The organism is Halocynthiibacter namhaensis (genome assembly GCF_000812685.1).
GTDB classification, from domain to species: Bacteria; Pseudomonadota; Alphaproteobacteria; order Rhodobacterales; family Rhodobacteraceae; genus Halocynthiibacter; species Halocynthiibacter namhaensis.
Window position 1 is genome coordinate 130,293 of the sequence record NZ_JWIF01000040.1, and the last position, 12,364, is coordinate 142,656.

Here is a 12,364-nt window from a genome sequence, read left to right on the forward strand (position 1 = left end):
GCAAGATCTAGCGCAATAAAAAACGGGGCGCATATACATTGCGCCCCGTTTCGATGATTAGAACCAACCTTTGACTGTTCGGGAACCGGCGGAAATATCTTCGCCGACACCTTCAATTGTTCCACAGGACGATACGGTAAGTGCGATTGTTATCAGAATGATACGGGTCATTCGTTGTCTCCTGACCACCAGACATCGGGTTGGAACCCAAGCCAATCACCGTAGATCGGCAGGCGTGATGGATACTGCAGATCTTTGGAATGGGCGATATAGCTGATGGGGTTGTGCCAAATCGGGATCACATAGCGTCCAGATGTTAGGGCACGATCCAGCGCGCGCGTTGCCGCAACGAAATCATCCTGAGTTCCGGCATTCAAGATCTCTGAAATCATCGCCTCAACCGCAGGGTTTTTGATGCCAGCCAAGTTGCGCGACCCGGCGGTATCTGCTGCTTCAGCGCCCCAATATTGCAACTGTTCATTGCCAGGGGACAAAGAAACACCGCGTCGGTAGTAGGCCATGCCAAAATCAAAATTATCGGTACGTTCCTTATATTGCGCGGTATCCACAACAGTGATCTTTGGTGAAATCCCGACGCGAGCCAATGCCTCGGCGTAGATATCGATCGTTGATTGAACCTCGCTAGAACCTTGTTTCAAAAGAATTTCAAAGGTGAACTCATTGCCATCAGCGTTCTTCATTACGCCATTTTGAATGGTCCAACCCGCATCCTCAAACAGCCCAAGCGCGCGACGTAGGTCAGATCGATTGCGTTCAGATGTGCTGCCTTCAGGTGGGGCGTAACCTTCCAACGCGCCAGGATGCAGATCGCTTGCAAATGGCTGTAAAAGCTCAAGCACGCGACCTTCAGCGGCACCTTCACGCATTCCCAGAATGGAATTCGAGAAATAGGACGTGACACGCGGCGCATCTACACCAACCAGTGTGTCACTGATAAATGGATAATTGAACAGGGCAGCCATTGCCTCGCGCACCCGCCAATCCGCAAACAACGGATTGCGCGTGTTCATCGCATAGCCGGTTATGCCGGTTGGACGTTGATGCGGAATTTCTGAAAGCACGACTTCGCCGTTTGTGACCGATGGGAAGTTAAATTGCGTCCGCCATTTTTCGGTGTTGGTTTCGCGGAACGTGTTGATTTCACCAGCTTTAAACGCCTCAAACATGATGCTGGCATCCGTAAAGAACTCAAGCTTGATTTCATCTAGATTGTTGGTGCCACGACGAAAGGCAAGATCATTGCCCCAATAATCAGGGTTACGTGTCAGGGTCACAGAACGCCCGGCATCAAAATCGCTGATGACATAGGGCGCGGTGGTGATCGGGATATTGCCAAGGCCACTTTCGGTGAAATCTTGGTTTTCCCACTGAGATTTCTGCAAAATCGGGCGCATGCCGATGATCAATGCAAGTTCTGGCTCGGGATCCGTGAAGGTGAAACGAATAGTGTTGTCATCCGTCGCCTCGGCGCTGGCGACTTTTGTCCATAATCCGCGATAGCGCCCATGGCCTTCGGTGCCTAAGGTTTCATACGACCAGAGCACATCTTCGACGGTGACGGGGCTTCCATCCGAGAATTTTGCCTCTGGGCGCAAGGTGAATTCCACCCAACTGCGATCTTCCGCGGTCTCAATCGATTCGGCCAACAACCCATAAAGCGCGAAAGGTTCGTCCCAGTTTCGTCCCATTAAGCTTTCATAAGCAAGAAATCTGAGCTGCCAAGGAACATTGCCTTTCAGAATATGCGGATTAAGAGAGTCGAAACTTCCCACTTCACCTGTGATAATTTGTCCACCCTTGGGTGCGGCAGGGTCGGCATATGGTAAGGACACAAAATCTGGTGGAAGCGCCGGATCACCATACATAGATATGCCATGTTTGGGGTCAGATAGGGCGCTTCCAGCCAAGGCGGAAAGGCAGACAGCCAAGGCAGTTGACTGCAAGTTGCGTAAATAGTTGGTTTTCATTCCTGAAATTTTCCTCTGCCCATTTGTATTGTTATCCCCAAGGTTAGCGTTCTCCTGTGGGTAATTCAAACTTTTAGCTTGGCCAAGGGCGGTGAATTGCTTATAAAGGTGTCACTGCTCGATAGGTTTCTTGCCTGTATGAAACCTGCCTCAATAACTTTACGCCGGCCTTGTGCCGGCGTTTTTTTGTGCAAATTTTCACCCAACGTTACAGTATGATATGGGCTTTCCCAGCCCTATATTCCGCATATAGTAATGTGAAAATTGACATATTTTACGGGGGTCTCATGACACTGAACGGTAAACGCGCAATTGTGACAGGATCAAATTCAGGCATTGGCCTTGGGGTTGCGGTCGAACTTGCCAAAGCGGGCGCAGATGTTGTGCTGAATTCCTTCACAAATGATGATTCTGATCATGCTCTGGCGGCGACTCTTTCCGCAGAATACGGCGTTGACGTCACCTATGTTCAGGCAGATATGTCGAAAGGCCGCGAGTGCCGCGCATTGATTGAGACCGCAGGTGGCTGTGATATTCTTGTAAATAATGCCGGTATTCAGTTTGTAAGCCCTGTGGAAGATTTCCCGGAAGACCGTTGGGATGCCATCATCGCCATCAATCTAAGTTCGGCGTTTCACACAACCGCCGCGGCCTTGCCTGCCATGCGCGAAAAAGGTTGGGGCCGTATTGTGAATATCGCATCCGCCCATGGGCTGACGGCGTCGCCCTATAAATCGGCCTATGTCGCTGCAAAACATGGGGTTATTGGTTTGACCAAGACCATCGGGCTTGAAACTGCCGGGCAGGGCGTGACCTGTAATGCGATTTGTCCGGGCTATGTTTTGACACCCATCGTGGAAAAACAAATTCCTGATCAAATGGCCGTACACAACATGTCACGCGAAGATGTGATTGCCAAAGTGATGCTGCAACGCCAGCCCTCAGGTGAATTCGCCACAGTGGAACAAATGGGGGGGACTGCGGTGTTCTTATGTTCTGACGCGGCTGCGCAGATCACAGGGACATCTATTTCCGTAGATGGCGGCTGGACTGCCTTATAATCCCGGCAAGCGAGGGGTCAGCCCCTCGCATTTGAGTTGTTTCGTGAGCAAAATGAGATCACTTGCCCATGGGCGGCTGGGATGGATCTTTGGCATTTGGGTAGACCAAGCCAGCTGAAATCACGAGTTTGGCCGCATCTTCGACCGACATCTCAAGTTCGATGATGTCCTTACGCGGGACAAACAGCAGGAAACCTGAGGTCGGGTTTGGGGTCGTCGGTAAGAAGACGGACATGATGTCATCTTCAACAGCGATGTCCTTTTTGATTTCACCCTTGGCAGAGGTCGAGATGAATGCAATCGCCCACAGGCCTTTGCGCGGGTATTCGATCAGACAGGCCTTTTTGAAGGTGTTATCAGCCTGGCTGAACACCGTTTCTGCGATTTGTTTCAATCCATTATAGATCGACCTTACCACGGGCATACGATCCACCAGACGTTCGCCCAAACCCAGAAGAGAGCGTCCAAATAGGCCCTTGGCCATCCAGCCAACAATTGCGGTGAAAATCAGGAAGATGATCACCCCAACGCCGCGCAGATTGATCCCGATGTATTGTTCGGGCATCAATTCGGCAGGGACAAAAGGCAAAACCCAGCCATCGATCCAGCCCACAAGGTTCCAAATCAGCCATGCCGTCAGGAAGATTGGAGCGATGACAACCAGACCCGTCAGAAAGCTGGCGCGGAGCCCCGCAAAACGGGACGGGCGGCGCGGGCGGCCATGTTCATCAGAATCTTTGGTCATGGTGCTATGCGTTCTTTCTGTGTGGACAAGAAATAGAGAGCTGTGCGGGCGATATTATGCGACCCCAGCTGCGGCGATTTGGGCCGCCAAGCGGGCGTTGTTTAACACAAGATCGATATTGGCCGCGAGGGATTTGCCTTCGGTCAGTTCGAAAATGCGTTTCAACAAGAATGGCGTCACGGATTTTGCAGCGATGTTTTGCGCGTCTGCTTCTGCAATCGCTTGCGCAATGACGGGTGCCAAGACGTCTGCTGCAATCTCAGAGGTTTGCGGAATGGGATTTGCGATCAATTGACCACCAGGAAGGCCCAAATCACAGCGCATTTTTTGTGCAGCGGCGATGTCAGCGGCGCTGTCCATGCGGATGGGGGCTTGAATGCCGGAGGAACGGGACCAGAAAGCCGGGAAGTCATCCTGGCCATAGGCGATCACGGGAACACCAAGGGTTTCAAGCACTTCCAAGGTCTTTGGAATGTCGAGAATGGCCTTTGCACCGGCGGCGACGACTGTAACCGGGGTTTCGGACAGTTCGCGTAGATCGGCAGAGATATCGAATGTGATTTCAGCACCTTTATGTACACCACCAATGCCACCCGTTGCGAATACAGAGATGCCCGCAAGATCAGCGCAGATCATGGTTGCAGCAACGGTTGTCGCGCCAAATCCGCCTGTCACAAGTTTCGCGGCCAGATCAGCACGGGACAGTTTGGCGACGTTTTGCGCTTGGCCCAAGACATCAAGTTCAGCGTCCGACAGACCAATGTGAATTTTTCCATCCATGATGGCAATCGTCGCAGGCACGGCACCATTGGCACGAATTTCGGCCTCCACGCGGCGCGCGGTTTCGACGTTTTGTGGAAAAGGCATGCCATGGGTGATGATGGTGCTTTCCAAGGCAACAATCGGGCTGCCATTCTTGCGTGCGATTTCGACTTCCTCAGAGAATACAAGAGGAAGGGACGGGGTGTTCACAGTGGTCGTCATTGCGGGGAGTTTCCAGATACGTAATTTGCGGCAGCAATAAGCGCCGTGTGTAAAGCAGTGACATCCGTGTCACCGCGCAGTTCTGCAGCGATATGTGCTGCCATGAATGTGTCGCCTGCGCCGGTGACGCGGGTGACCATAACTTCGGGGGGCGCTTCTGAGATGACTTTGTCTCCGACTGCGAAAGCAGCGGCGCGCCCACCATCAGAGACCATCGCGCGTGCGGCACCGCGTTTTGTCAGTGCCAACGCCGCATCCGATGCGGTCTCGAATTCGTGTTTCAACAGCAGACCTGCTTCTTCTAGGTTCACATATAATGTCGCGCTGTCGTGGTTCATGAGCGGCAGAAGGCGTTCGGCTTTGCCGGGCGATGCCGGTGCGACGCGCAGATCTGCTTTGGCAAAAAGCGGGCTGTTGGATATTTCTTCTAGCAAGGCGAGTGTCAGGTTGCCGTCAAGCGCAACCGTGCCCTCAAAAGGGGCGTCATGCGTGCCAAGCGCGCCATCTTCAAGCGAACGCAAAATCTTTGCCCCAGCGGCTTCAAGGGAATGGGCATCAGCTATGGCCGCGATCAGCCCGTTTGCACCTTCAATCGCCATGTAAACATCCGTCGGCAAATCTTCTGAACGATACAGGTGGTCCGTGATCATCCCCATAGAATGTGCCGCGCGGATCAGTTCTTCCCCGGCCTCGTCTTGGCCGATTGCGCCAAGTAACACTGGGGTCAGTGAAAACCGTGTGAATGTCATGGCGATATTCATGGCAACGCCACCGGGCAGACGTAGGATACGGCCAGGAACGTCAGATCCCACACGCATATGACGGTCGGTTCGGCCGATCACATCCCAGAGAATGGCGCCAATACATAAGACATGCGGTTTTTTGGAGTTTTGCAAAACGGTCATGACGATGATAAGTCGCAGGGCAGGGCGCGGTTTGCAAGGCCTGTCCTGCTTGATAGGCCCGAAATGAGAGCAAATGGGCCGATCCACTGGTATATTGCGACCAATCTGAGGGAAAACCACAGGATGGCGTAATAAATGCAGGATTTTCTGGATGTGGCCCTTGCGTGCATTGGGTTTCACGGCTATAGCGGCGCCACTTCACAGGCGAAGTCCGGGCTGACGGGGAGAAATCCTTTGACGTCCACCGGTTGGGAGAGATCCCTGATTGACTTTGCCCAGGCGTAAACCGGAAAAGGAAATACAATGGCTATTCCAGAATTCACAATCCGCCAGCTGCTAGAAGCTGGTGTTCACTTTGGTCACCAAAAGCAGCGCTGGAACCCGCGCATGCAGGAGTTCATCTACGGTACACGTAATGGCATCCACATTTTTGACCTTACACAAACTGTTCCAATGCTCGACGCAGCTTTGAACGCAGTTCGTGACACTGTTGCAAAAGGCGGCCGCGTTCTTTTTGTTGGTACAAAGCGTCAGGCGCAATCTGCAATCGCAGATGCAGCTGAGAAATCCGCTCAGTACTACATGAACCACCGTTGGTTGGGTGGCACGCTCACCAACTGGAAAACAGTTTCCAACTCTATCAACCGTCTCAAGTCCATCGACGAGAAATTGTCTGAAGGTGCAGAAGGCCTGACCAAGAAAGAACGTCTTGGCATGGAACGTGAGCAGGGCAAACTGCAAGCGTCTTTGGGCGGCATCCGCGATATGGGCGGTGTTCCTGATCTTCTGTTCGTTATCGACGTGAACAAAGAATCCCTCGCAATCGCAGAAGCGAAAAAGCTGGGCATTCCTGTTGTTGGTATCGTTGATACAAACGCAAACCCAGCTGGCGTTGATTACATCATCCCAGGCAATGACGATGCTGCACGTGCGATCACACTGTACACTGATCTTGCTGCACGCGCTGCTCTGGACGGTATGACCGCTCAGATGGGTGAAGCAGGCATGGACCTTGGCGAAATGGAAGCTTCCTTGGAAGAAACCATCGCTGAAGAAGCTGCACCTGCTGAAGCTTAAGCTTCACAAAACTGATACCGGGAAGATGTAGGTCTTCCCGGATTTTCCTATTCAGATGACTCCCAAGGAGAACCGACATGGCGATTACCGCTAAATTGGTCAAAGAACTCCGCGATTCCACCGGCGCTGGCATGATGGACGCGAAAAAAGCCCTGACTGAAACCAATGGTGACATGGAGGCCGCAGTTGATTGGCTTCGCACCAAAGGTCTTGCTAAGGCTGCTAAAAAATCCGGTCGTATCGCTGCTGAAGGCCTTGTTGCCGTTGCAGTTGAAGGCGGCAAAGGTGTTGCTGTTGAAGTGAACTCCGAAACTGACTTTGTTGGTTTGAATGCCGATTTCCAATCCATGGTTTCTTCCATCGCAGGTGCTGCTTTGAATGTTGAAACTGTTGAGGCATTGGCCGACGCAGAGATCAACGGCAAATCCGTTACGAACACCATCACTGACGCTGTTGCAACCATCGGCGAGAACATGTCTTTGCGTCGCATGGCAACTGTTGAGGGCGAGACCGTTGTGTCTTACATCCACAACTCTGTGACAGATGGCATGGGCAAAATCGGTGTTCTGGTTGGCCTAAAAGGCACTGACAATGGCATCGGCAAACAGCTTGCAATGCACATTGCTGCTGCGAACCCTGCATCTTTGTCCGAAGCTGATCTGGACGCATCCGTGGTTGAAAAAGAACGTCAGGTTCAAATCGACATCGCTCGCGAATCTGGCAAGCCAGAAGCCGTGATCGAAAAAATGATCGTTGGCCGCATGAAGAAATTCTTGTCCGAAGTGACACTTTTGGGTCAAGCGTTCGTTGTGAACCCAGACCTGACTGTTGAAGCTGCTGCGAAAGAAGCTGGTGTTGAAATCACATCCTTCGTACGCATGGAAGTTGGCGACGGCATCGAGAAAAAAGAAGAAGATTTCGCAGCTGAAGTTGCAAAAGCCGCTCAAGGCTAAATCGTCTTTAGATTACGCATGTGATCTTACTTATAGGGGGCCGGGCAGGGAATTGCCTGGCCCTTTTTTGTCGTCGACAAGATTCATCAAAAACAACGCTAGGCAACAAAAGAAACGACCTTCCTACAAAGAAAGGCCGTTCAATTCCCATGTCTCGGGATGAGGATGTAAGACATTAGGGTGTCGGTCAATCTAGTCTATACTAAATTGACCGACGATCCGGTCTCCCGGGAGAACATAAGAACATTGAAATAACAACATCTTAGGCTCTCATAAGTTCCAAGGCATAATTGCCACCACGACGGAACAATTAGACTATACATCAGAAATAACCTATACGAAAGTATGGTATTCCTTACCATTGATCGAATTTGGGGGGGGATTTCACAAAGCAGGGCATCATTATCAGCACGATCTTATCCATCGATCAGATAAATTTGCTTTTGTACCGATGCTTTACGCACGGCTTGGGCCGTTGTTTCGACATCCAACGCGGTACGCACCAAACGTAAATGTTTTTCCACAGTCGCGGGTGTCAGCCCCATAATACACGCGATATCTTGCATGGTTTTACCTTCGCCGACCCATTCCAACACTTCGCGTTGACGATGGGTGAGGGGGCGTCTCTGGCCAGTCCAAGGCATGTTGATGAGCTTCAAGTGAGCGACATTGTTCATGACCAAAAGATCCTGACCATGTTTCGCCCAAATTTCGTCGACTTCTTCTTGTTCGACCCCTGGATTGCCAGTCAACGCAATCCCGCCACGTTCCCGATAAGACACGGATTTAAAGCTAATGGTATACCCGGCAGTAACGTCAAAAGAACGATTGAAATCTACTACCTTCAACTCGCTTTCGGTAAAGGTTCCGGCCTTAATCTGATCCGCCATCCAGCTCCAAGAACATGCGCCTTCGTTCTCCAAAGACCAGCGTACCATCGGCGCGTTGTAATACAGTTTTTCGCCAAAAAACACGTCCAGATAGGCTGTGTCGTGGTTGGACAGCAGTAACAAATCATCTTGATCGCCCAGCGACGCGCCATTGCGATATCGCGTAAAGCCGTACATAACACGGCCAAATCCATACTCACTCATTTTGTTTTGATGCAGCGTCCACACGTCTTCCAAGCATTGGCAAGCCGTGAGCTTTTCGAGATAGCCAGATATCATGAAGCAGCCTCGCTCAAATGCGCAACAAGAGCGTCTACAGCAAGAATATAGCTGTCCGGTCCAAAGCCTGCGATCTGTCCGACAGCAACCCGTGCAATATAGGATTGATGACGAAACGGCTCGCGTGCGTGAATGTTGGAAAGATGGACTTCGATCACTGGAAGCTCGACAGAAGAAATTGCATCCATCAGGGCGATAGACGTGTGGGTGTAAGCACCGGCATTTAAAATGATGCCTTGTGATTTACCTTTCGCCGAATGTATTGCATCGATCAACACACCTTCATGATTGGATTGCAGCGCATCCAATTTATACCCAGCGGCTTCCGCATGCGAGCGGGTCAGCGTTTCAATCTCAGAGAGTGTGGTTGCGCCATATACACTGGTTTGCCGGGTTCCCAGCAAATTTAAGTTCGGGCCGTTCAATAATAAAATAGTCACTGTGAGTCCTCATTCCTACTTCACAATAGGTTGCATTGACCCATGTTGTCGAGCTTTAGAGTTATGATACCAGTGAGATCCGCCGAATTCATGTTTATAAGACATAGTCAGTTCGTTGCACTTCATGCAATTACATAATACCAATTATGGGCCCTTTTTGATGTAGCTGCAAAGTTATAATGTCACCCATTGGCAAAGCAGAAGTGTCACTCTTGTTCTAAATCCGAACAAATCAGGAGTGCTGTTATGGGATGGGTAATGATGAGTGAACGTGATCTAAATCGTATCGAGATTATCTCTCAGATCGTTGATGGACGGTTGAATGCGGAACGTGCTGCAAATTTGCTGGCGCTGACCAAACGTCAGGTCTTTCGGCTCCTGCGCCGGTTTCGAGAAGACGGCCCTTCTGCGATGAGTCACAAAGCCAGAGGAAAGCCGCCAAACAACAAGATCCATGACGCCAAGCGTACTTATGCGTTAGATCTGGTGCGTGAGAAGTATCATGATTTCGGCCTTACTATGGCGGCTGAGATGCTTGAGGAACACCATGGATTCAAAGTGTCTCGGGAAACGCTGCGCCAATGGATGCAAGCAGACGGTTTGTGGTTATCGCGCAAGCAGCGTCGAACATTTCACCAACCTAGATTGCGACGTGAATGTTACGGTGAACTCATCCAGATTGACGGTTCAGATCACCGCTGGTTCGAAGATCGAGGTCCGGCCTGTACGTTGCTGGTTTTCATTGACGACGCGACCAGCAAACTCATGCAACTACGCTTCGTAAAATCAGAAAGTACATTCAGCTATTTTGATGCGCTGGAGGGTTATTTGCATGATCATGGTCGCCCTGTCGCATTCTACTCTGACAAGCATACGGTGTTTCGGGTGCCCAATCAGGCCGCTAAATCTGGACATGGTATGACGCAGTTTGGTCGCGCCCTTAACGAGCTGAGCATCGAGATCCTTTGCGCCAATTCATCACAGGCAAAAGGCCGTGTTGAACGAGCAAATCGTACTTTACAGGATCGGCTTGTGAAGGAATTACGCCTCGCAGGTATTTCCGATATGGAAGCCGCGAACGCGTTTCTTCCGGGCTTCATGCAGCGTTTTAACGAGAAATTTTCAAAGTCGGCATATCGGTCGGATGATCTGCACCGCAGGCTCAACTTTGAACCCGATTAATTGCGCGAACTTCTATGTTTTCGGGATGAACGATATGTCAGCGGCCAGTTGGCATTTTCTTACAGCCGAAAGCGAATTATCCTCAAAGAAACAGAGGTTTCGCGGGGGTTGCCCGGTAAATATGTAGACAGCTATGAGTTTCCTGATGGGCGGTTGGAGTTCAGATGGAAGGGCATGTCCCTGCCCTATACTGTGTTCGACAAAGATCAACGTGTCACACATTCTGCGATCACAGAGAATAAGCATCTCAGCGCTGTTTTGGAACACATAAAGATCGAGCAGGATAAGGCAGCACCGAAGAAACGCCGCGCGGGCAAACAGAGAACGCGATACGAACAAAAGGATGGCCCCAGAAAGCTACGCAAAACAAAGATGGAATTGTTATATGAGGCTAAACGGTCAACCAAAGCGGACACTCAGGCAAACTTGTCAGATGACAGTTGATTGGGACAAAGTTAGCTTTCACGGCGGCTGCACCGATGTCCGCTTCAGGAATTATCAACTTCTTTGATCTTGCCAATTACCCGGCGCATGTATTCGAGGAACGCTTGCGTCTCATCTTGGGAAAGATCGGCGAGCACCTCTTCGTTGATCTGCATTGCTGCCTGATAGGCCGCCTCACGGATTGAACGCGCTGGGTCGGTAAGGTGGATGGTTCGCGCCCGTGCATCCGCTGGGTGTTCTTTGCGCACGATGAGTCCATCCCTCTCCATCCTCGTCAACGTATGGTCTTGTCACGGTTACGTTCCGGTCTCTCAACTCATTTAGGCAGCCTTTCGTTCGAAGGCCAAGGGGCTTTTGCCACCTAACGATGAATGACGCCGTCGTGGATTATAGAACCCATTGATATACTGGAAGATGGCCCCTTCAGTCTGGCGTCTGGTTTCCCAGCGGTTGCGCCAGATCAGCTCTGCCTTGAGCGATTTGAAGAACGTTTCCACCATGGAATTGTCGTAGCAATTTCCTTTTCCGCTCATCGAGACTTTGAAGCCATGCTTTGACAACCGCTTCTGGTAGTCATGTGAGCAGTATTGCGTTCCACGATCTGTGTGGTGAATGCAGCCCTTGGGAGGTTGTCGCATGGCCACGGCCATGTCCAACGCCTGGATCGCCAGATCTCGCTTCATACGATTACTGACAGCCCAGCCGATGACGCGCCGAGAATAGAGATCTAAGATCACCGCCAGATAGAGCCAACCCTCGCTGGTCCAAATGTACGAGATATCACCCGCCCATTTTTGATTTGGCCCATCGGCAGAAAAATCCTGATCCAGCAAGTTGGGCGCGATGTTGAACGCATGGTTGCTGTCCGTGGTCACCTTGTATTTCTGGGTCCTGACGGTCTTGATGCCGTTCATGCGCATTAGGCGGCCAATCCGGCGGTGCCCAACCCTCAGCCCCATTTCCTGCAATTCTGCGGTCATGCGTGGTCGACCATAGCTATGCAGGCTCAGACGATGTTGCTCTCGGATATGCGCCAGAATAACCATATCGCCTCGCTGCCGCTGGCTCATCGGGCGAGCCCGCCACGCACGATAACCACGCGATGTGACCTGCATGATACGGCAGAGAAATTCCACGGACCAAACTTCTTTCCAGGCGTCAATGAAGGCGAACCTCACCGGCTTTGGCCTGCAAAGAAGATCGCCGCCTTTTTTAATACTTCCCTCTCCTCTCGCAGCAGCCGGACTTCCTTGCGAAGGCGTTCGTTCTCTTTCTCAACGTCTTCGTGAGGACCCGACATCAGGTCATCATACTGATGCTTTTGGACCCACTTGTTCAGCGTCGAAAGCCCAACCCCCAAATCAGAAGCCGCTTGTGGTCGTGTCAGTCCACTGGTCGTTGCGATACGCACTGCAT

At 51.3% G+C, this 12,364-nt stretch carries 12 protein-coding genes and 1 pseudogene; 4 read left to right on the forward strand and 9 right to left on the reverse strand.

Annotated elements, in window-relative coordinates; translation table 11 throughout:
* Positions 1 to 57 precede the first annotated feature (57 nt).
* Positions 58 to 171 carry an entericidin EcnA/B family protein gene (locus tag RJ38_RS06630; protein ID WP_039018086.1) on the reverse strand — a complete coding sequence of 38 codons (114 nt, stop codon included), beginning with the start codon at positions 169 to 171 and terminating at the stop codon, positions 58 to 60.
* The gene (locus RJ38_RS06635) at positions 168 to 1,988 is read right to left on the reverse strand and encodes an extracellular solute-binding protein (RefSeq protein ID WP_039018087.1); all 1,821 of its coding nucleotides are present in this window, start codon (positions 1,986 to 1,988) and stop codon (positions 168 to 170) included. The genes RJ38_RS06630 and RJ38_RS06635 overlap by 4 nt, the downstream gene beginning before the upstream one ends.
* A gap of 287 nt (positions 1,989 to 2,275) precedes the next feature.
* Between RJ38_RS06635 and RJ38_RS06640 the strand changes: the two genes are divergently transcribed.
* The gene (locus tag RJ38_RS06640) at positions 2,276 to 3,049 is read left to right on the forward strand and encodes a 3-hydroxybutyrate dehydrogenase (RefSeq protein WP_039018088.1); all 774 of its coding nucleotides are present in this window, start codon (positions 2,276 to 2,278) and stop codon (positions 3,047 to 3,049) included.
* A gap of 58 nt (positions 3,050 to 3,107) precedes the next feature.
* On the opposite strand, the gene RJ38_RS06645 is transcribed toward RJ38_RS06640, so the two are convergent.
* Genes RJ38_RS06645 through RJ38_RS06655 form a run of 3 tightly spaced genes read right to left on the reverse strand, consistent with a single transcriptional unit; the run spans position 3,108 to position 5,683 of the window.
* Complete coding sequence (locus tag RJ38_RS06645) at positions 3,108 to 3,794, reverse strand: DUF502 domain-containing protein (RefSeq protein ID WP_039018089.1); 687 nt, start codon at positions 3,792 to 3,794, stop codon at positions 3,108 to 3,110.
* A gap of 54 nt (positions 3,795 to 3,848) precedes the next feature.
* Positions 3,849 to 4,778 carry a pseudouridine-5'-phosphate glycosidase gene (locus RJ38_RS06650; RefSeq protein WP_039018090.1) on the reverse strand — a complete coding sequence of 310 codons (930 nt, stop codon included), beginning with the start codon at positions 4,776 to 4,778 and terminating at the stop codon, positions 3,849 to 3,851.
* Entirely contained in the window at positions 4,775 to 5,683 is a 909-nt protein-coding gene (locus RJ38_RS06655) for a PfkB family carbohydrate kinase (RefSeq protein ID WP_039018091.1), read from the reverse strand. The genes RJ38_RS06650 and RJ38_RS06655 overlap by 4 nt, the downstream gene beginning before the upstream one ends.
* Positions 5,684 to 5,986: 303 nt before the next feature.
* Between RJ38_RS06655 and rpsB the strand changes: the two genes are divergently transcribed.
* Together rpsB and tsf are read left to right on the forward strand one after the other, a co-directional pair.
* Positions 5,987 to 6,760, forward strand: coding sequence for a 30S ribosomal protein S2 (gene rpsB, locus RJ38_RS06660; RefSeq protein WP_039018092.1), 774 nt, complete (start codon positions 5,987 to 5,989; stop codon positions 6,758 to 6,760).
* A 77-nt stretch (positions 6,761 to 6,837) separates the two neighbouring features.
* Positions 6,838 to 7,713 carry a translation elongation factor Ts gene (tsf, locus tag RJ38_RS06665; RefSeq protein WP_039018093.1) on the forward strand — a complete coding sequence of 292 codons (876 nt, stop codon included), beginning with the start codon at positions 6,838 to 6,840 and terminating at the stop codon, positions 7,711 to 7,713.
* A gap of 416 nt (positions 7,714 to 8,129) precedes the next feature.
* Here the strand turns inward: tsf and RJ38_RS06670 are convergent, their stop codons facing one another.
* Entirely contained in the window at positions 8,130 to 8,882 is a 753-nt protein-coding gene (locus tag RJ38_RS06670) for a helix-turn-helix transcriptional regulator (protein ID WP_039018094.1), read from the reverse strand.
* Positions 8,879 to 9,322: a type II 3-dehydroquinate dehydratase gene (aroQ, locus tag RJ38_RS06675; protein WP_039018095.1), complete on the reverse strand. Its 444-nt coding sequence runs from the start codon at positions 9,320 to 9,322 to the stop codon at positions 8,879 to 8,881. The genes RJ38_RS06670 and aroQ overlap by 4 nt, the downstream gene beginning before the upstream one ends.
* 246 nt (positions 9,323 to 9,568) lie before the next feature.
* Between aroQ and RJ38_RS06680 the strand changes: the two are divergent.
* Positions 9,569 to 10,948: pseudogene (locus tag RJ38_RS06680) on the forward strand (ISNCY family transposase).
* 44 nt (positions 10,949 to 10,992) lie between these two features.
* Here RJ38_RS06680 and RJ38_RS06685 read toward each other — a convergent pair.
* Together RJ38_RS06685 and RJ38_RS06690 are read right to left on the reverse strand one after the other, a co-directional pair.
* Positions 10,993 to 11,196, reverse strand: coding sequence for a helix-turn-helix domain-containing protein (locus RJ38_RS06685; protein WP_052245242.1), 204 nt, complete (start codon positions 11,194 to 11,196; stop codon positions 10,993 to 10,995).
* Positions 11,197 to 11,268: 72 nt separating this feature from the next.
* A protein-coding gene (locus RJ38_RS06690) for an IS3 family transposase (protein ID WP_156121837.1) occupies positions 11,269 to 12,364 on the reverse strand; the annotation gives its coding sequence in 2 pieces (ribosomal slippage) (positions 11,269 to 12,164 and positions 12,164 to 12,364; 1,097 coding nt annotated over the 2 pieces). This gene is flagged as partial in the annotation.